Consider the following 20,302-nt stretch of genomic DNA (forward strand, 5'->3'; position numbering starts at 1 on the left):
TAAATTCTTATAAAATTTTTGAATCAGATAATAATTTTTTAAGTATTTTCTTTTTATCGGAAGTTAATGGCATTACTGGAGCTAAAACTTCAGTTGATATATTCACACCTGTTAGTTTGATTGCTTGTTTAATCACACCAAAGAAAGGGGTTTCAATGGCATAGATAGGCATCAATTTTGCTAATTGACGTTGTAATTTAAATGCTGTTTCATAATCTTTTTGTATGAACGCTTTATAAATTCCCTTAGTAATTTTAGGTGCAAAATTAAACGTTGCCGGAATACCACCATGACCACCTAAAATCAGCGTGTCTAGCATATATTCGTCAAAACCACTAAAGATGATAAAATCGGGTCGGAAAGAATGGACTTTGTTGATCACTTCTCGTGTATGGCTAATGTTATCAATAGTATCTTTTAGCCCGATGATATTTGGCAGATCCTTTGCCAACCGGGTAATTACATCAATACCAATGTCTTGACCAGTTAGTGCAGGAAAATTGTAAAGTAGGATCGGTATACTAATATTTTCAGCGACAGTTTTATAATGGTGATAAATTGCATCACTATTCAATAAGGCATAGTAAGGATTCACAACTAAAACAGCGTCCGCACCTATTTGAGCAGCATGTTGACCATATTCAATCGTTTCTTTGGTACTTGGGCTTGATATTCCAATCATAACGGGAATACGTTTATTGATATGCCTCACCGCAAATTCAGCGACTTCGAGCCTTAGTTTAGGTGGCATATGACAAAACTCACCACCGCTACCTAAAATCAAAACGCCATCCGCTTCATTTTTAATAAGATGATCTAATAGGTTGGCCATTCCTTTTTTATCTAGTTTTCCTTGTTTATTTACGATTGTCGGAACGGGAGGGAATATCCCTTTAAATTTTTCTATATTCATCTCTTCTCCTTGTTCACTGAGTAGAACATAATTTCTTTGTTGCGAACAAATTATTGGTGAAAAAATTTCGAATTGCAATCAATTAATACAAAAGAAAATTAATTTTGTGATCATTCTCTCATTGTAAAGATTATTTTTTTTTGAAGTTTATTTTTTCCGTATAATGAAATTAAGTTCTTTTCTGGGAATTTTTTAAAGTGTTATTAATTTAAGAGGTAAATATGATTTATTACATTCCACCCGTTAATTTATTAGGTAAAGGTTGCCTGTCTGAGTTAGGCGTACCAGTGAAAAAATTAAATTGCAAAAAAGCATTCGTTGTTAGTGATAAGTTTTTAATTGGTAATGGCACTGTAGATAGAGTGGTTGATATCTTAAAAAAAGAGGGTATTGAATCAGTTATTTTTTATGATGTGAAACCAAATCCAACGGTTGCCAATGTTGAAAATGCATTAAAATTATGTCAAGAATCAGAGTGTGATTTTATTGTATCAATCGGTGGAGGTTCACCTCAAGATTGTGGTAAAGCCGTTGCTGTTTTGGCCACCAACGGTGGCAAAATTACCGATTATGAAGGGATGCATAAAAGTAAACAAAAATGTTTACCTATTGTGGCAATAGCAACCACTGCAGGTACTTCTGCTGAAGTTACCATTAATTATGTTATTACCGATGAAAGTAGACATGTAAAAATGATTATGGTCGATCCCAATACGCTGGCATCAATAACCGTTAGCGATCCTGATTTAATGATTTCCAAACCTGCCAATTTAACCGCTGCAACAGGTATGGATGCGTTAACTCATGCAATTGAAGCGGTAGTTGCTAAAGGTGCGATGGATGTTACTGATTCAACCGCATTATATGCTATAGCTCAAACTTTTAAATATTTAGCCAGAGCAGTTAAAAACGGTAATGACATTCAAGCCAGAGAACAGATGAGTTATGCCTGCTTTTTAAATGGTATCGCTTTTAGTAATGCTGGGCTAGGTAATGTGCATGCTATGGCACATCAACTAGGTGGGCTTTATGATTTACCTCATGGTGTTTGTAATGCGATGCTATTGTCGGTAGTCGAAAAAGAAAATGCTAAACATGCACCACAAAAATTTAGAGTGATTGCTGAAACAATCGGGTTTGATACAAAAGATAGAAGTGATCAAGAATGTGTTGATTATGTGATAAAAAGAATTGAAGATTTAGCGCAAGAAGTCGGTATTCCTAAATCATTAAAGGAATTGGGGGTTAATAATCCTGATTTTGAATTATTGGCGGAAAATTCAATGAAAGATGCCTGTGCTGGCGCCAATCCCGTATTTTTTGATAAACAAAAACTTATTGAGCTATTTAAACAGATCGCTTAATAACTTCTTGAATAAAATAGTTAAAATAATATTGAATTATAATTATTCAATATTATTTTAAAACTTATTGGTTAACTGTTGGCAGGCTTTACGGACTAACTCTGAGTATTTTTCAATTTTATCAACCGGTAGTTGAAAAAGAACGCCGGAAATACTTATAGCCGCAATTGGTTCATGATTTTTATTAAATATCGGTGCTGCGATACAATGTACGCCTTTTACATCTTCCTGATTATCGTAAGCCCAACCTTGCGACCGGATTTTAGCTAGCTCTTTTTTTAACTGTTTTTTGCTGGTTATAGTGGTGTCGGTATATTTGGGCAATTTGTCTTCGGGTATCAGTTGGTCGATTTTCTCATCAGGTAACCAAGCTATTAATGCTTTACCAATACCAGAACTATGTAATGGTAATTTTTTGCCAATCCAAGTACGAATACCAATAGCTTGGTCATTTTCAATTTTTGCAATATAGACAGAGTAAAGCCCATCAAGAACACCTAGATGACAGGTTAAGTTGGTTTGATCTCTTAATTTAGTCATCAATGGTTCTGCGATTTTTGTGATATCGAACTGTTCTAACGATTTATCTCCCCATTCATGCAATTTTAGTCCAAGATAAAACTTATTTTGATCTTGACGTAAAATACCATGCATAACTAACGCATTAAGCAGTGTCGAAGTACTACTTTTAGGTAAATTAAGGTCTTGAAATATTTGACTAAAAGTTGCACCTTTATTTCCATCTAAATAATCACAAATGCGAACAATTTTATCCAAGGCTGGTACTAGAGTCTGAATATTTGGCATGAAATATCCTAATATAATAATGTAAGAAATTTATTTAGTTTATTGGTTCTAATTTATTAAAAAATCATTTTTTGAACGGTTATGTGTATCAAATATCTTATTTTTTACATTATATTCAAGTTATTTGATTTGGAAAAGAAAATAACTTCTATTATTTTTCTATCAACTCGATTTGAAAGGATAAATCCTTATCTTGCATCATGTTATCCATAGTTATATCATGGTTAATAGTGCTATATTAATTAAGGAATAAGTTATGTTAAAGTCAATAGATCCAACTACTACATCCGCTTGGAAGTCCCTTCAAGTTAGTTATCAGAAGCATTGCGATAAGACGATTGCTCAAATTCTAAAAGATGAACCTAAACGAGTTGAAAAGTTAAGTATTCCTTTTGAAGATGAGTTCTTGGTTGATCTGTCTAAAAACCGCATTACTGAGGAGACCCTAAAGCAACTTTATCAGCTCGCTGACGAGTGTGATTTAAGCGGGGCTATTAATGCCATGTACAGTGGTGAAAAAATTAATCGGACCGAAAACCGAGCCGTTTTACATATTGCGCTTCGCAATGTATCAAATTCACCAATTTATGTTGATGGTAAAAATGTTATGGATGACGTCAATGCTGTGCTGGCGAAGATGGAATCCTTTAGTAAAAAAATTATTAGTGGTGAATGGAAAGGCTATACTGGTAAAGCGATTACTGATGTAGTTAATATCGGAATTGGAGGTTCAGATTTAGGGCCAGTGATGATTACCGAAGCATTACGCCCTTATAAAAACCATCTAACTATGCACTTTGTTTCTAATGTCGATGGTACTCACATTGTTGAAGCTTTAAAAGGTTTAAATCCAGAAACAACGCTATTTTTAGTTGCATCGAAGACCTTTACAACTCAAGAAACTATGACTAATGCACAAACCGCTCGTCAATGGTTACTTGATGCTGCAAAAGATGATAAAGCTGTTGCGCTTCACTTTGTAGCTTTATCAACCAATGCCAAAGAAGTAGAAAAATTTGGTATTGATACTGCCAATATGTTTGAATTTTGGGATTGGGTTGGTGGTCGTTATTCTTCTTGGTCTGCAATCGGCTTATCAATTGTACTTTCAATTGGTTTTGAAAACTTTAAACAGTTTTTAGCTGGTGGACATGCGATGGATAAACATTTCCAAAGCACACCAATTGAAAAAAATATCCCAACATTACTTGCTTTAATTGGGATTTGGTACAATAACTTCTATGGTGCAGAAACCGAGGCAATTCTACCTTATGATCAATATATGCATCGCTTTGCAGCTTATTTTCAGCAAGGGAATATGGAATCAAATGGTAAAAGTGTTGATCGTAATGGCAACAAGACTACTTATACTACAGGTCCTATTATTTGGGGTGAACCAGGGACAAATGGTCAACATGCGTTTTATCAATTAATTCACCAAGGTACTAAACTTATTCCTTGTGATTTTATTGCACCGGCAATTAGTCATAATCCAGTTGGCGATCATCATCCTAAATTGCTTTCTAACTTTTTTGCTCAAACAGAAGCTTTAGCTTTTGGTAAGACTGCTCAACAAGTAGAACAAGAGTTTCTTGCTGCTGGTAAAAAGCTTGAAGAAGTTAAATCTATTGTTCCATTTAAAGTTTTTGAAGGCAATAAACCGACTAACTCTATTTTAGTGAAAAAAATTACACCGTACACTTTAGGCGCATTAGTGGCGATGTATGAGCACAAAATCTTCACGCAAGGTGTTATTTTAAATATCTTTAGCTTCGATCAGTGGGGGGTTGAATTGGGTAAACAGTTAGCTGGTCGCATTTTACCTGAACTTGCTGATGATAAACCAGTCAGCTCGCATGATGAATCAACCAACAGCTTGATTAATCAATACAAAAAATGGCGTTAAACGAATTATTTGAACTCTATGTTTGATTATTTTCAATAAAAAACCTTCAGTGAAAACTGAAGGTTTTTTTATGAGTAGTAACTTTGTGCGATGTTATTTTTTAACACGCATAATTGGTGTTTTACCTGCCTCAACTGAGCCGGATAACTTAGTTAATTCAACAACAGTTTCCATATTAGATATCACGACTGGTGTTAACACTGATTTGGCTTTACTTTCAAGTAAAGGCAGATCGATTTCGATGATAGTATCTCCAATTTTAACTTGTTGTCCTTCTTCGGCAACTCGTGTAAAACCTTCACCTTTTAATTCCACCGTATCTATACCGAAATGAACAAAAAGTTCGATACCTTCATCTGATTCAATAGCAAATGCATGATTGGTTTCAAAAATTTTACCAATTTTACCATTTAATGGTGCTACAATTTTATTACCAGAAGGTTTTATAGCAACACCATCACCAACGATTTTTTCTGCAAAAACTACATCTGGCACATCTTCGATCTTAACGATTTCACCACTAAGAGGTGCAATAATTTCGATGCTGTTTTTGTTATCATCAGATACAAATTGCTTTATTTTATCGAATAAACCCATCATTGCCTCCTAACAAATTTGCTTTTCAGCAGTATATTTTTCAATTAAATCGGTTATTTCTTTAGCTGTTGCTTTTTCAAGAACAGTATCAGCAAATTTCTTCGCTTCTTCATAATTAGTATTACGAATTAATTTTTTGATTTTAGGAATTGATACCGCACTCATACTGAACTCATCAAGCCCCATACCTAGTAATAAAATTGTTGCTCTTTCATCACCAGCAAGCTCTCCACACATTCCTGTCCATTTACCTTCTTTGTGAGAAGCATCAATTACATTTTTAATCAATGTTAATACTGATGGTGAAAGTGGATTATAAAGATGTGAAATAAGCTCATTACCACGGTCAACAGCAAGGGTATATTGGGTTAAATCGTTAGTTCCAATACTAAAGAAATCAACTTCTTTAGCTAAATGTCTAGCAATAACCGCAGCAGCTGGTGTTTCGATCATCACACCAATTTCAATGCTTTTATCGAATGCTTTACCTTCAGATGTTAATTGTTCTTTAAGGATATTAATTTCAGATTTTAGAATACGAATTTCTTCTACCGAAATAATCATTGGGAACATAATACGCAATTTACCAAATGCAGAAGCGCGTAAGATTGCTCGTAATTGTGCATGTAGTATTTCTTTACGATCTAAACAGATACGAATTGCACGCCAACCTAAGAATGGATTTTCTTCTTTTGGTAAATGCATATATGGTACATCTTTGTCTCCACCGATATCCATTGTACGAACAATAACTGATAGGCCATTAGTTGATTCAGCAACCTCTTTATATGCTTTGAATTGTTCATCTTCATTAGGATAAGCTTCACGATCCATGAATAAGAATTCTGTACGATAAAGCCCAACACCTTCATAACCATTACGATCTGCACCAGCAATATCACGAACAGTACCAATATTTGCACAAATTTCAACTTGATGACCATCAAGTGTAACAGCCGGCAGATCTTTTAATTTTGCTAACTCTTCTTTATCCGCAAGATATTTCGTTTGTACTTGTTTTAGTTTTTCTTGAGTTGCATGATCTGGATTAATGTAGATAGCATTGTTGATTGCATCTAAAATAACAAAATCACCTTGTTTGATTTCTTGTGTTGCATTAGATGTACCCACGATTGCTGGAATTTCTAATGAACGGGCCATGATTGATGTATGTGAAGTGCGCCCTCCCGCATCAGTGATGAAACCTAACACCATATCTAAATTTAATTGTGCAGTTTCAGACGGTGTTAAATCAGTCGCAACTAAAATACAAGGTTGGCTAATAGCACTTAGATCAACAATTTCAATGCCTAAAATATTTTTTAGTAGTCGTTTACCAATATCACGGATATCGGCAGCACGTTCTTTTAGATATTCATCATCTAAATTTTCTAACTCTTTTGCTTGGGTTTCAAATACAGATTGGACAGCTGCGTCAGCACTTGAGTGTTTACTTTTAATGCGTGAAATAACTTCTTGTTCAAGATCTTCATCTTCAAGAAGCATGATATGACCTTCAAAAATAGCAGCTTTATCCTCACCTAAAGTGGTTTTAGCTCGTTCCATGATCGCATGTAATTGTTCGCTTGATTTTTCACGTGCTTCTTTAAAACGATCAATTTCAGCGTCAATTTTGTTATCAAGAATTTGCCTATTATTTATAACAATAGGTTCTTCTTTTAATAATAGCGCTTTTGCAAAAGCGATACCTGGGGAAACAAGTATACCTGATACCATAACATTTAATCCTTATCTAATATTAAAACCGTTCAACGCTAACATGGGAGTATTATTCCAATTCAGGAATTAATTTTACTAAATGAGTTACTGCTTCTTTTTCATCTTCACCTTCGGCTGAAATAGTAATAGTTGTACCTTGAGTTAAGCCTAATGTTTGTAATTTGAATAAGCTTTTAGCACTTGCACTTTTTCCATTTGATGTGACAGTAATTTCAGAATTGAAGTTTTTAGCTTCCTTTACAAATTGTGCAGCAGGGCGGGTGTGAAGACCGTTCGATGCAGTAATAGTTACATCTTGCTTGTACATAATTATTTTACTCCCAAAAATATATTTGTTCATGCGACAATATAAATAAAAACAGCTTGAAAGGCTAGTAAGATTTCACGGATATGTGACAATTAGTCAATCTTATTAGCGATACTTTACAAAGTAAGCTGAAATATTTATTAATATCGGTAAATTCGAGTGACTCTATCACTACATTTTTTAAATTCAACCTGACCGTGAATTCCTCGTTTGATATTTTCAAATACCATCTCTTCACTACCATCTAGTTGTGAGGCACGGATCTCGTCTCGGCAGAAAGCTTCAAACTTATCAAGTTCTTGTTCTCCATTGCCTAACTGATAATCTTTAGGTAAGTCTTGGCTGGTTATATAGGTATTATTCTGTACATCAAGAACAATCACACCTTTATTTTTCAGCCATGAACTACAAGCAGTTAACGATATAACTATATATAGTGATGTTAAAATTAATCTAAAAATGTTCAAAATAATTCCTTTATAAAGCACAATAACCTGTTTATTATTTACAGCTAGGCACAAATTATATACTAATAATGAGTGAAAGTGCAGAGGGATGTATTTTCACTATTATTATAAACTAATAAGGTGGAGTTAATGACTAATACCAAGATTTATGACGAGCTTAATCGTCAACTTATCCAAAATAAAGTTGGCATAACTGCAGCTGAATTACATGGATTCTTATCTGGCTTATTAGCTGGAGGAAATCATGACGAAAGTTGGAGAGTGTTAGTTCAAGACATGTTGAATGATGGGCAAAAAATAGCTGAACCTTTAAATAAGGAAGTGGAAGAGTTATATCATACAACTAAACAACAATTTATTGATGAAGATTTTGAGTTCCAACTTCTACTTGGTGAGCAAGATTTGTTTACGCAAATTGACGATTTAGTGGGATGGGTAAATCATTTTTTATTGGGTATTGGTTTAGTTCAACCTAAACTTAATCGAGTTAAAGGTGATGTGGGTGAAGCAATATATGATCTAAGACAAATAGCTAAACTCGGTTATGATGAAGATGAAGATCAGCAAGAGCTGGGCTTTGCATTTGAAGAGATCAAAGAGTACGTTCGCATTACGGCGATGTTATGTTTTGATGAATTTAATGAACCCGATATCACACCAACACTTCACTAATATTCAAGATTACTGATTATTAAGGTAAACGCTATGATAGATATTCAGACCAAGACAGAACTGCTAGATCGGCGAAATAAATTATTGGCTCAGATGGAGCCAAATAGCATTGCCTTATTTTTTGCTTCACCAGAAGTTAAACGAAGTAATGATACCCACTATCCTTATAGACAAGATAGTGACTTTTGGTATTTTACTTTTTTTGCAGAGCCAGAAGCGCTTTTGGCAATAATTAAACAACAAGACGGTCAAGGACGATATATTTTATTCAATCGTAAAAAAGATCCTTTAGCCGAAACATGGACTGGCTACCGCTTAGGCCAGCAAGAGGCATTAACAAAGATTTTAGTCGATGAGGCTTATCTTTTCGATGATATAGAGAGTGTTTTACCAAATTTAATAAATGGAAAAAAAGCAATTTATTATGCAGACCAACTATATGATTATGCTGACGAGATAATTAAGAAAGCAATCAATACATTACGGCAAGGTGCTCGATTCAAACTTTCTGCGCCGAGTACAGTTATTGATTGGCGACCAATTGTTCATGAAATGCGAATGTTTAAGTCTGAATATGAAATGGCTCTTTTACGTAAAGCGTGCGAAATCAGTGCTCAAGCACATATTCGGGCAATGCAAAAATGCCAGGCTAATTGGTATGAATATCAATTAGAAGCTGAAATATTACATGAGTTTGCATGGCATGGCGCTCGATGGCCGTCATATAATACTATTGTTGGCGGAGGTAATAATGGTTGTATATTGCATTATGAAAATAATAGCGACACGCTCAAAGATGGCGATTTAGTCTTAATTGATGCAGGTTGTGAATATCATTATTATGCAGGTGATATTACTCGAACATTTCCGATTAATGGTAAATTTAGTCAAGCACAACTCGAAATATATAACATTGTGTTAACTGCGCAATGTACAGCTATCAAATTATTGAAACCAGGCACCTCAATATCATTAGTTAATCAAAAAATTATTCGGATTATGGTTGAAGGATTAGTTAAGCTTGGAATTATGCAAGGTGATGTTGAAACATTGATTACAAACAAAGCTTATTTAGCATTCTATATGCATGGATTAGGTCACTGGTTAGGTATTGATGTGCATGATGTTGGCAGTGATCGTGATCGCATACTCGCTCCGGGTATGGTCTTAACCGTTGAGCCTGGACTTTATATTAATAAAGATGCTGATGTGCCAGAATGTTATAAAGGTATTGGGATTCGTATCGAAGATAATATTTTGGTTACCGAATCTGGCAACGAAATTTTAACCTCAACGGTACCTAAACAACCGCAGGAAATTGAACTTTTAATGCAAAAGAATAGATAAACTATTTATCAACTAAGCACTAATTGAATTATAAAATTAGTGCTTTTACAGTTTTTTATTTAATAATAGTTATTGATTAAGGAATGAGTGATTAATTGCTTCCTAAGCTAATTGAACTATCACGATTGAAAACAATTTTTATTTTGAGATCTTTTCCGGCAATCGGCTTATATTTCCACATTTTCATTGCTGAGATAACCGAGCGATTAAAAATATTATTAGGTTGGGCTTCAATAATCCTAATATTTTCAACACGGCCCTCACTGGTTACATCAAACATAGCAACAACATAACCTTCTAAGCGCATATCTAGTGCTCTTCGAGGATATTCTGGTCGATTACGACTAATTGGAGAGGGATTACCAGAATATTGTCGATTATCAGATATTTTAGGAGCTACTGAAGTATTTGCTATATTATCACTTGTCACATCTTGTCTAACTTGTTGACGAGATGATTTTTGTGTCGGTGGTTTTTTCTTATTTGGTTTAGGTTTAACAATAACTGGTTTATCTGGCTCTGTTGCTGGTTTTTTTTGTTCTATTTCAGGTGTAGGTTCCGGAATCTTTTCTTCAACGACTTCTGGCTCTACGACTGGTTCTTCAATTGGTTTATTGTCAATGATTTCACTGTTTTCAGCACCTTTGATTTCAGGTGTTTCTTCAACCAATGATTGTTCCGGAGCTGCTAACTGAGTAAGGTCAATCATAACAGCTTTAATTGAATTATCACCTTCATCAACAACGATATTATTTGCAAATAGAGCAGAGCTGAACAATAATCCAAATAAAAATAAATGTGATATTACAGAGATCGATGTATATATATAGGCATCCTTTTGCTTATTAGAAGCAGGTGATTGCGGCTCTTTTTCGTTGTTGATATCTATATCAAAGTTGATCTTCATAACAGTAATTAATGTTCATTTAAGGTGTGTATTCTAAATGAAAATGCTTATCATTTGTAGTATTTTTTTAAATATGATTTAGCAGTACTTGTTGCATAAAAATATTTATCAGATAATAGTAAATAAATATCTCCCATTTGTAGTGGTTAGACTGATGAATAATCCATCGATAAAACAAATACTCGATCTAGTGCAAGATGATTTAGTTAAAGTTAATGAAGCAATACAAGCAGAACTTAGTTCCGATGTTGTACTAATTAATCAATTAGGGAATTACATCATTAGTAGTGGTGGAAAACGGATTCGCCCAGTTATTGCCTTGTTAATAGCTAAAGCGCTTAATTATCAGGGTGATAAACATATTATTACCGCAGCTTTTATCGAATTTATTCACACTGCAACTTTATTGCATGATGATGTTGTTGATGAATCTGATTTACGGCGAGGTAAATCAACTGCTAATGCGCTATTTGGTAATGCGGCAAGTGTCTTAGTTGGTGATTATATTTACACAAGATCTTTCCAAATGATGGTACGCACAGAATCATTCAAAGTCTTGACGATAATGTCAGAAGCAACAAATATTATTGCTGAAGGTGAAGTTCAACAGCTGATAAATTGTAATGATCCTGATATTACTAAAGAGCAATACTTACAAGTTATTTATCGCAAAACAGCAAGACTGTTTGAAGCAACATCGCATTCAGCAGCAGTATTAGCAGGAGCAACACCAGAGCAAGAATTTGCACTGCAAGAGTATGGAAAATACTTGGGAACCGCCTTTCAAATTATTGATGACTTATTAGATTATAGTGCGGATAGTAATCAAAAATTAGGTAAAAATTTGGGTGATGATCTCAATGAAGGTAAACCAACCTTACCATTATTGCATGCAATGCATCATGCTAATTCAGAAGATGCGACGTTAATCCGTCAAGCTATCGAGCAAGGTAATGGCAGGCATTTATTAGATCATATTTTAAAAGTTATGCAGTCGTGTGGATCTCTTGAATTTACTTTAAAAACGGCTCAACAAGAGGCCAATAAAGCATTCAATGTTATTTCAATCTTACCTGATTCCCCTTATAAAAAAGCGCTACAAGATCTGGCTTTACTATCAGTAAAAAGGGATAACTAAACGTGATGTGATATTTAAAAAATATTATTTATACGAAAATTGATTTTACGTTGCTGTATAAACAAATTGCTTCCCTTAATATGCAATTACTTTAATCTAGGTAGTCATTATGCTCAAAAGATCTTGGCCTGTTTTTTTAATTTTTATTTCGATGATATCAGTGCAAGCAAGTGCTTCATTTGCTAAATACTTGTTTCCTGTACTAGGGCCTGAGGCGATGACAGCATGGCGGTTGTTTTTCTCAGCGATTTTATTGGTAATAATCTTTAAACCTTGGCGTAAAACTATTACTAAGTCAGCCATTAAATATATTATTCTGTATGGTGTCGCTATGGGATGTATGAATTTGGCTTTTTATAATGCCATATCTCGAATCCCAATAGGAATTGCTGTGGCAATAGAGTTAACTGGACCAATTATGGTTGCGATGTTTTCTGGGCGCCGATTAACTGATTTTGTTTGGTTAGCTATTGCGATCATTGGATTGGGGATGTTGCTTCCTATTCATCAGGCTTCTAACGATTTGGATCCTATCGGTATATTACTAGCTTTATGTGCAGGAAGCTGTTGGGCTGGTTATATTGTTTTTGGGCGAAAAGCGGGTGAAATTTATGGTGCCTCAAGTGTTGCGGTAGGTTCGATTATTGCCTCAATATTACTCTTTCCTATTGGTGTATGGCACAGTGGTAGCACCATGTTTTCGATGGATCTGTTGCCTCTCGTTTTTGTCGTTTCATTATTGGCGTCTGCTATTCCATATGGCCTGGATATGATCGCTTTGCCACGATTACCCGCACAAACTTTTAGTACTTTGATGAGCTTGTCACCTGTATTTGCTGCGTTTTCTGGATTAATTGTTTTACACGAACAGTTAACTCATTATCAATGGATTGCTATTTTATTTATTATAGTTTCATCGATTGGTACTGTATTAACTATGCAGCGTCCAACTAAAATTAAAGCGCTAAATCGAGAAAATTGAGTTTATTGAAATACTATCGTGTAACTTTGCACGATAGTATTTTATTGAAAGAAAAGCGAAGTAAAATGTTATCTAGGTGGGAAGCCCATGCCTCCACCCATTAGACCTTTCATTTGGCGCATCATCTTCATCATGCCACCACCTTTCATCTTTTTCATCATTTTTTGCATATCTTCAAACTGCTTAAGCAGCTTGTTAACATCTTGCACTTGGGTACCTGAACCATTAGCAATACGGCGTTTGCGTGAGCCTTTGATGATTTCGGGATTAGCTCGTTCTTTTAATGTCATCGAACCAATTATGGCTTCCATCTTGATGGTGATTTTATCATCCATTTGTGCTTTGATATGATCAGGAAGTTGACCAACGCCAGGTAGTTTAGCCAGCATAGCGCCCATTCCACCCATATTACGCATTTGTCGAAGTTGATCTTGGAAGTCATTAAAATCAAACTTATCACCTTTTTTGAGTTTTTTGGCGATTTTCTCTGCCTTTTCACGATCAACATTACTCTGTAACTCTTCAATTAAAGAGAGTACATCACCCATCCCTAAAATACGTGAAGCGATACGGTCAGGATAAAAAGGTTCTAATGCATCCGTCTTTTCACCCATCCCTAAGAATTTGATTGGTTTACCGGTAATATGACGAATCGATAACGCTGCACCGCCACGAGCATCACCATCCACCTTAGTTAAAATAACCCCGGTCAAAGGTAATGCATCATTAAATGCTTTTGCCGTATTAGCAGCATCTTGCCCGGTCATGGCATCGACCACAAATAACGTTTCAATTGGATTGATTGCATCATGCAGTGCTTTGATTTCATCCATCATCTCGCTATCGACATGTAATCGACCAGCGGTATCGACAATAAGGACATCAAAAAATTGTAATTTAGCATGTGAAATTGCTTTGTTAACAATATCAATAGGTTTTTGATTGATATCTGACGGGAAGAACTCCACATCAATTGCTTTAGCTAGTGTTTCTAACTGTTTTATTGCCGCAGGGCGATAAACGTCGGCAGAGACAACTAACACTTTCTTTTTCTGTTTTTCTTTTAAAAATTTTGCTAGTTTTGCAACGCTGGTAGTTTTACCCGCACCTTGCAAACCTGCCATGAGAATGACGGCTGGAGGCTGGGTGGCTAAGTTAAGTGAACTATTAACTTCACCCATAGCTGTAGTAAGTTCTGCTTGAACGATTTTGATGAATTCTTGGCCTGGTGTTAGGCTTTTATTAACATCTAAACCAACAGCTTTTTGTTTAACTTGGTTAATAAATTCTCGTACCACAGGTAGGGCAACATCAGCCTCAAGTAATGCCATACGGACATCACGTAGGGTATCTTTGATATTATCTTCAGATAAGCGTCCACGCCCACTAATATTGCGAAATGTCTGTGATAAACGGTCAGTTAAATTCTCAAACATGCTAACTCTCAACAAATGAAAAAATTTTCAACTATCATATCAGAAAATTGGCAGAAGTCCCATGATCATAAATTTACCATGACTTGACACCAAATTTGGTTCCTGTTGAAATGAGATGCATAACAAGATGAAAGGAGAAATCATATATGGTAAAAGTTGTTAATACCAACAAAGCACCAGCAGCTATTGGCCCTTATGTTCAAGGTGTTGATTTGGGCAACATGTTATTTGCTTCAGGTCAAATTCCAATTAATCCAGCTATAGGTGAGATGCCAAGTTGTGTCAAAGAGCAAGCTAAACAAAGTTTAGCGAATGTAAAAGCAATTGTTACTGAGGCAGGATATCAAGTTAAAAATATCGTTAAAACGACGATTTTTTTAGCGGATATGAATGATTTTGCGGATGTGAATAGTGTCTATGAGGCATTTTTTACAGAGAATCAGGCAACATTCCCTGCTCGTTCTTGTGTGCAAGTTGCTCGCATTCCTAAAGATGCGAAAGTTGAAATAGAAGTTATTGCGGTTAAATAATCGACTTATAATTGTTAGCACCGAAAGGTGCTAATGAAGTAAAAAAAGTTGAGGAACGGGGTTTTTGAGGTTTTTTTATTTAAAATCCCTTTTTTGACCATCTATTCTAACGTTTTATATCCAAATCAGTCTTTTAAACGGTCTATTTTATTATCCTAAAATTATTTATATTTAAACTATTATTTAGTGATTGATTGCCAATTAAGTTGGTGCAATAATCTACAATTATCTATTGATATTTACTGATTTAATTAGGTTGGGAAAATGTTTGAAAAAGTAGAGTCGTACGCAGGGGATCCAATACTATCATTAGTTGCTGAATTCAATAATGATAAGCGCGAAAACAAGACCAATTTGAGTATTGGTTATTATTATGATGAAAAAAGTGTGGTTCCTCAATTATCGTGTATTAAAACGGCTCGTGACTATATTTATCATCATCAACAAGGCGCACAACTTTATTTGCCGATGAGTGGCTTACCGAGTTATTGTCAGGCAATCCAATCATTGCTTTTTGGTGAAGATAATCCTGCTTTTCAAACAAAGCGGATAGCCACTGTTCAAACATTAGGGGGATCAGGTGCGCTGAAAGTCGGTGCTGACTTTTTATATCGTTATTTTCCTGATTCTCAAGTTTGGGTTAGTGATCCAACTTGGGAGAATCATATTGCCATTTTTAATGGCGCAGGATTTAAGGTAAATAAATACCCTTATTTTGATCCTCAGACTTGTGGCGTGAATTTTGATGCGATGCTTGAAACACTTAATACCTTACCAGCTAAAAGTATTGTGTTATTGCATCCTTGCTGCCATAACCCAACTGGTGCAGAATTAACAAACCAACAATGGGACAAAGTGATTGATGTTCTACAAAACCGAGATCTCATTCCATTTATGGATATCGCTTACCAAGGTTTTGGCGAAAGTATCGAAAGTGATAGTTATGCAATAAAAAAAGTGGCTGAGCGAGGATTGTGTGGGTTTATCAGCAATTCGTTTTCTAAAACTTTTTCACTTTATGGTGAGCGAGTGGGCGGTTTATCCGTTTTATGTGATAATAACCAAGTGGCTAATCGAGTGTTTGGTCAATTACAAGCAACGGTTCGTCGAAATTATTCTAGTCCTGCCGCTTACGGTGCACAACTTGTATCATACGTATTAAATAATGCTGAACTTAAAGCTTTATGGTTTAAAGAAGTCGAATCAATGCGTAATCGTATTGTTAGCATGCGCTCAACATTAGTCGATTTATTAAAAACAGCAGCACCTAAACAGAATTTTGACTACCTACTTAAACAAAGAGGTATGTTTAGTTATACCGGTTTTTCTAAAGAGCAAGTCGCACAACTAAAAGATGATTTCGCTGTTTATTTGGTGGGCAGCGGAAGAATGTGTGTGGCGGGTTTAAATCACCATAATATACATCGTGTAGCAGAAGCATTTGCCACAATCAAATCATAATGTGACTAACTAGAGGAGAATCACATGTTACGTAAAGTATTTATTTTATTGGTAAGTATCGCGATGACAACACTTGTAGTAGGTTGTAACACGGTTAAAGGTGTAGGTAAAGACGTGCAATCAGGCGGTAAAGCTATTACCAATACTGCCGAAGATGTTAGTGAAAAATTGTAAATAATAAATGGGTTTGCTTATAGCTTCTTAAAAGCAAACAAAACCATATGTATCGACTATTTATTTTAGCATTTTTACTTGTAGGGTGTGGTTCGTTGAACTTTCGAACTGCACCTTTAATCATGGATAATTGCCAGTATCAAAATCGTTCTGGTGTTGAATTTAAGTTAAACCAACTTGAATCCAATCTTACACAATATCCCCATATTTATCTTTCACAAAGTCGAGCTAGTCGACACTTACCCATGAGTTATGCTGGCTTAAAAGGCAAATTAACAGGTCAAACTTTTGAGCGAGATTATCCAAAAGAGACTTTTTGGCGTAGTACTAATATATTTGAAAGAGCATCAATGTATGATGATGGTTATGATGATCTTTACATTAGCGCCAAACAGAAAGAAGAACGCGATCGTAAAGCAAAGTTTGTTGTTAAAGAAGCTGTGTTAGAAACGTGTCAAATTGTTTATATTTCCATTGATTCTTTAGCTAAAGACAGTGATAATTCGTCATTAATTAAATTTAATGATTTATCTATTATTAATTAAGGATCTTTATATGACGGATAATCCAAAACTTAAAGGATTAGGTGGCTGGCTTATAGTTGTTGCAATATTCATCGTATTTACGCTTGTACTAAATCTATTCACTATTGGCTTTATTGTAATGACTTTGAAGTTCCATGGGAGTGATTTTATTAATCAAGTTTCTGACCAATATATTCCTAATATTAGTTGGATTTTATTTGTAGAAATAGGTCTAAACGCAATTTTAATTCTTTTTGCTATTTATTTGCTCTATCTTTTTTTTACTAAAAACTATAAATTTCCTTATTATATGCTAGGTTATCTAGTCACTTCATGTTCATTTCTTCTTTTGGACCAATATCTTTGTTATCATTATACTAAACTTCCGATCGAATCAAGAGAGATAGCTAAAACAGTAAAACAACTCATTTGGAGCGGTATTTGGGCTGCTTATATATTAAGATCAGAGCGAGTTGTAAATACCTTTGTTGAAGGACAATGTAAAAGTCATAACAATATAATTAATTTATCATTTTATTATTTTAAGGAATTAAAATGCCATTAAATTTTGAATCATCTGTTAAAGGAAAAGTTAAAAAAGCAGTTATTCCTGTTGCTGGTCTTGGCACAAGAATGTTACCTGCAACCAAAGCGATTCCTAAAGAGATGTTACCTGTGGTTGATAAACCACTTATTCAGTATGTTGTCAAAGAGTGTATTGCGGCAGGGATAACTGAAATTATTTTTGTAACGCACTCGTCTAAAAATTCTATAGAAAATCACTTTGACACCAGTTTTGAGCTTGAAGCTATGCTTGAGGCCCGAGTTAAACGTCAACTTTTGCAAGAAGTACAAGGGATTCTGCCAAAAAACGTGACGATTACTAGTGTTCGCCAAGGATTAGCAAAAGGACTTGGTCATGCTGTACTTTGTGCTTATCCTTTAGTTGGTGATGAGCCTTTTGCTGTAGTATTACCGGATGTGATTATTGATGAGTATGATAGTGATCTTGCTCAAGATAATTTAGCGGCGATGATTAATAATTATCATAACACTAAACATAGCCAAATCATGGTCGAACCTGTACCAAAAGATCTTGTTTCATCTTATGGTATTGTTGACTGCCGTGGTGAAGAGTTATCAGCTGGTAATATAGCGCAAATGTATAGTGTAGTTGAAAAACCGTCAATAGAAGAAGCTCCATCTAACCAATCAGTTGTTGGGCGTTACGTTTTATCTGAAAAAATTTGGCCACTTTTAGCTAAAACGCCTTTAGGTGCTGGAGGTGAAATTCAATTGACTGATGCAATTGCGATGTTACTTGATGAAGATCGAGTGGATGCATACTGTATTAAAGGCCGAAGCCACGACTGTGGAAATAAATTGGGTTATGTACAAACTTTTGTACAATACGCAATGCGTCACAAAAGTTTGGGTGATGATGTTAAAGCATGGTTAAAAACCATTTAATTTTGTTTTTCCGCTGATATAAAAAGACGCCAATTGGCGTCTTTTTGTTAATTAAATTAAACTGAAAATTATCTTTATTGTTAAACTTCAGACTGTTCATTATCCAAAGTCACATTAGGATCATTATAAATATCCATATTCATTAATCCGACTTCATGATCGGTTGCTATTGCAGCGGTCATTGATCCAGAAACATTAGCTAACGTTCTAGCCATATCAATGATTGGATCGACGGCTAACACCATACCAATTAATGGGAAGTATTCAGCCATACCCATGCCTGAAAGTACGACAGTTGCTGCAACTGTTGCAGTGCCTGGAATACCAGCGATACCAATTGATCCGATAACTACCACAATGACTAGCATTATATAGAATTGAATATCAGTATTAATACCCACCATATGAGCAACCATAACCGCAAGTAAGGCTGGGAAAAAGCCAGCGCAGCCATTCATTCCCATTGTACTTCCGAGTGAGCCAACTAGATTCGCTGTACCTGTATTGACGCCCATTCTGACGGTCAATGTTGAGATCGTCATCGGTAATGTACCAACAGATGAGCGGCTAGTGAAAGCAAGTAACCATGTGCCAAGTGCTTTTTTGATAAATACGATAGGTGAAATTCCATGAAGCATGACAATCACAATATGCACAACAAGCATTATTATGGTTGCAAGGTAAATCGCTAATACAAAGCTTGATACATCAATAATTGCTGGGATACCGTTTGAAATAATTGTACGAGCAAGTAAAGCAATCACCGCATAAGGCATATATTTAATAACCGTCATGGCAATTGACATGATAATTTTATAAAGTGCTTCAATAAAGGTTTTAAAAAGAGCAATAGGTTGTGGATTCTTTTTTTCCATTCGGTTTGCGGCAAGTCCCATCAATGCTGAAAAGATAACTAAGCCTACAATATTCTCTTTTATCATAGAGCCGATGATATTACTTGGAATAAGATTCACGAAAGTGTCAATAATATTGGTATATTGTTTGGCGGTAGCCGTTTTGGCTGATGCTGAACTCAACTCACCTAATGATAATAAATTTGCTAAAATAATACCGACAATACAAGCGATGGCTGTAGTGAATAGTAACCAAAAAATTCCTCTGAATGCTATTTTCGGCAAATTGTCTTTACCAGAAAAATCAATAATCACTTTTACAATTGAGACAAAAATTAATGGAATCACTAACATGCGTATGAAGGCAATAAAGGCACGACCAAACAAACCATACCATGTTGCTGTTTCTTGCATCCAAACAGTTGAACTTTCTGGAAAACCGGCTGCAGCTTGAATACCTAAACCAATAACAGCACCAAGCACCAATCCGACTAACATTCTAATAGAAAAATTAACTTTTTTGGTTTGCATCGGTCGCATGACGGCAAAAAAGCAAAGCAGTAATAAACCAATCCCGATTAAAGTTTGATAATGGGTGATGGATAAGAACTTTTCGAAAAAAGTGCCCTGAAAAATGGCATCTGACATGTTTACCCCCAGCTTTTGGATAAAATTGAATTAATTTTTAATAATCTTTTATGGTTTG

At 35.1% G+C, this 20,302-nt stretch carries 21 protein-coding genes; 12 read left to right on the forward strand and 9 right to left on the reverse strand.

What is annotated here, in order from left to right:
• Positions 1–7: 7 nt before the first annotated feature.
• Positions 8–913: a dihydrodipicolinate synthase family protein gene (locus J3U16_RS05295; RefSeq protein ID WP_065735231.1), complete on the reverse strand. Its 906-nt coding sequence runs from the start codon at positions 911–913 to the stop codon at positions 8–10.
• 221 nt (positions 914–1,134) lie between these two features.
• Here J3U16_RS05295 and J3U16_RS05300 point away from each other — a divergent pair, with 221 nt between their 5' ends.
• Positions 1,135–2,277: an iron-containing alcohol dehydrogenase gene (locus tag J3U16_RS05300; RefSeq protein ID WP_065735230.1), complete on the forward strand. Its 1,143-nt coding sequence runs from the start codon at positions 1,135–1,137 to the stop codon at positions 2,275–2,277.
• Positions 2,278–2,334: 57 nt separating this feature from the next.
• On the opposite strand, the gene J3U16_RS05305 is transcribed toward J3U16_RS05300, so the two are convergent.
• Positions 2,335–3,084 (reverse strand): IclR family transcriptional regulator, encoded by a 750-nt coding sequence (locus tag J3U16_RS05305; protein ID WP_267331004.1) that lies wholly within the window; start codon positions 3,082–3,084, stop codon positions 2,335–2,337.
• A gap of 256 nt (positions 3,085–3,340) precedes the next feature.
• Here J3U16_RS05305 and pgi point away from each other — a divergent pair, with 256 nt between their 5' ends.
• Entirely contained in the window at positions 3,341–4,990 is a 1,650-nt protein-coding gene (gene pgi / locus J3U16_RS05310; protein WP_220225518.1) for a glucose-6-phosphate isomerase, read from the forward strand.
• A 93-nt stretch (positions 4,991–5,083) separates the two neighbouring features.
• Here the strand turns inward: pgi and crr are convergent, their stop codons facing one another.
• The 4 genes from crr to J3U16_RS05330 all read right to left on the reverse strand — a co-directional run bounded on the left by crr (position 5,084) and on the right by J3U16_RS05330 (position 8,101).
• Entirely contained in the window at positions 5,084–5,587 is a 504-nt protein-coding gene (gene crr / locus J3U16_RS05315) for a PTS glucose transporter subunit IIA (protein WP_065561785.1), read from the reverse strand.
• Between the two features lie 9 nt (positions 5,588–5,596).
• Positions 5,597–7,324 (reverse strand): phosphoenolpyruvate-protein phosphotransferase PtsI, encoded by a 1,728-nt coding sequence (gene ptsI, locus J3U16_RS05320; protein ID WP_220225519.1) that lies wholly within the window; start codon positions 7,322–7,324, stop codon positions 5,597–5,599.
• Between the two features lie 52 nt (positions 7,325–7,376).
• Positions 7,377–7,634, reverse strand: coding sequence for a phosphocarrier protein Hpr (gene ptsH / locus J3U16_RS05325; protein ID WP_065561787.1), 258 nt, complete (start codon positions 7,632–7,634; stop codon positions 7,377–7,379).
• Positions 7,635–7,774: 140 nt separating this feature from the next.
• Positions 7,775–8,101 carry a hypothetical protein gene (locus tag J3U16_RS05330; RefSeq protein WP_065561788.1) on the reverse strand — a complete coding sequence of 109 codons (327 nt, stop codon included), beginning with the start codon at positions 8,099–8,101 and terminating at the stop codon, positions 7,775–7,777.
• Positions 8,102–8,230: 129 nt separating this feature from the next.
• On the opposite strand from J3U16_RS05330, the gene J3U16_RS05335 reads away from it, so the two are divergent.
• Positions 8,231–8,773 (forward strand): YecA family protein, encoded by a 543-nt coding sequence (locus J3U16_RS05335; protein WP_065561789.1) that lies wholly within the window; start codon positions 8,231–8,233, stop codon positions 8,771–8,773.
• A 33-nt stretch (positions 8,774–8,806) separates the two neighbouring features.
• Positions 8,807–10,120, forward strand: coding sequence for a Xaa-Pro aminopeptidase (gene pepP, locus J3U16_RS05340; protein ID WP_220225521.1), 1,314 nt, complete (start codon positions 8,807–8,809; stop codon positions 10,118–10,120).
• 91 nt (positions 10,121–10,211) lie between these two features.
• Here the strand turns inward: pepP and J3U16_RS05345 are convergent, their stop codons facing one another.
• Positions 10,212–11,027 (reverse strand): TonB family protein, encoded by an 816-nt coding sequence (locus J3U16_RS05345; RefSeq protein WP_267331005.1) that lies wholly within the window; start codon positions 11,025–11,027, stop codon positions 10,212–10,214.
• A 154-nt stretch (positions 11,028–11,181) separates the two neighbouring features.
• Between J3U16_RS05345 and ispB the strand changes: the two genes are divergently transcribed.
• Together ispB and J3U16_RS05355 are read left to right on the forward strand one after the other, a co-directional pair.
• Positions 11,182–12,165, forward strand: a complete 984-nt coding sequence (ispB, locus tag J3U16_RS05350) for an octaprenyl diphosphate synthase (RefSeq protein ID WP_267331006.1) — start codon at positions 11,182–11,184, stop codon at positions 12,163–12,165.
• 109 nt (positions 12,166–12,274) lie between these two features.
• Positions 12,275–13,147 carry an EamA family transporter gene (locus J3U16_RS05355; RefSeq protein WP_267331007.1) on the forward strand — a complete coding sequence of 291 codons (873 nt, stop codon included), beginning with the start codon at positions 12,275–12,277 and terminating at the stop codon, positions 13,145–13,147.
• A gap of 68 nt (positions 13,148–13,215) precedes the next feature.
• Here J3U16_RS05355 and ffh read toward each other — a convergent pair whose 3' ends face one another.
• The gene (gene ffh / locus J3U16_RS05360; protein ID WP_267342593.1) at positions 13,216–14,583 is read right to left on the reverse strand and encodes a signal recognition particle protein; all 1,368 of its coding nucleotides are present in this window, start codon (positions 14,581–14,583) and stop codon (positions 13,216–13,218) included.
• 146 nt (positions 14,584–14,729) lie between these two features.
• Here ffh and J3U16_RS05365 point away from each other — a divergent pair, with 146 nt between their 5' ends.
• The 6 genes from J3U16_RS05365 to galU all read left to right on the forward strand — a co-directional run bounded on the left by J3U16_RS05365 (position 14,730) and on the right by galU (position 18,742).
• Complete coding sequence (locus J3U16_RS05365) at positions 14,730–15,113, forward strand: RidA family protein (RefSeq protein ID WP_267342595.1); 384 nt, start codon at positions 14,730–14,732, stop codon at positions 15,111–15,113.
• Positions 15,114–15,377: 264 nt separating this feature from the next.
• On the forward strand, positions 15,378–16,574 hold the full coding sequence (locus tag J3U16_RS05370) for an aromatic amino acid transaminase (protein ID WP_267342596.1): 1,197 nt from the start codon (positions 15,378–15,380) through the stop codon (positions 16,572–16,574).
• A 63-nt stretch (positions 16,575–16,637) separates the two neighbouring features.
• A complete protein-coding gene (locus J3U16_RS05375; protein WP_370632592.1) occupies positions 16,638–16,748 on the forward strand; it encodes an entericidin A/B family lipoprotein in 111 nt (36 codons plus the stop codon).
• A gap of 95 nt (positions 16,749–16,843) precedes the next feature.
• Positions 16,844–17,293 (forward strand): hypothetical protein, encoded by a 450-nt coding sequence (locus J3U16_RS05380; RefSeq protein WP_267339171.1) that lies wholly within the window; start codon positions 16,844–16,846, stop codon positions 17,291–17,293.
• Positions 17,294–17,303: 10 nt separating this feature from the next.
• The gene (locus tag J3U16_RS05385) at positions 17,304–17,837 is read left to right on the forward strand and encodes a DUF2569 domain-containing protein (protein WP_267342598.1); all 534 of its coding nucleotides are present in this window, start codon (positions 17,304–17,306) and stop codon (positions 17,835–17,837) included.
• Positions 17,828–18,742, forward strand: coding sequence for a UTP--glucose-1-phosphate uridylyltransferase GalU (galU, locus tag J3U16_RS05390; RefSeq protein WP_065561799.1), 915 nt, complete (start codon positions 17,828–17,830; stop codon positions 18,740–18,742). The genes J3U16_RS05385 and galU overlap by 10 nt, the downstream gene beginning before the upstream one ends.
• An 80-nt stretch (positions 18,743–18,822) precedes the next feature.
• Here galU and J3U16_RS05395 read toward each other — a convergent pair whose 3' ends face one another.
• The gene (locus J3U16_RS05395; protein WP_267342599.1) at positions 18,823–20,244 is read right to left on the reverse strand and encodes a cation:dicarboxylate symporter family transporter; all 1,422 of its coding nucleotides are present in this window, start codon (positions 20,242–20,244) and stop codon (positions 18,823–18,825) included.
• Positions 20,245–20,302: the final 58 nt, after the last annotated feature.

This window comes from Gilliamella sp. B3023, from assembly GCF_026536845.1.
Classification (GTDB): domain Bacteria; phylum Pseudomonadota; class Gammaproteobacteria; order Enterobacterales; family Orbaceae; genus Gilliamella; species Gilliamella apicola_E.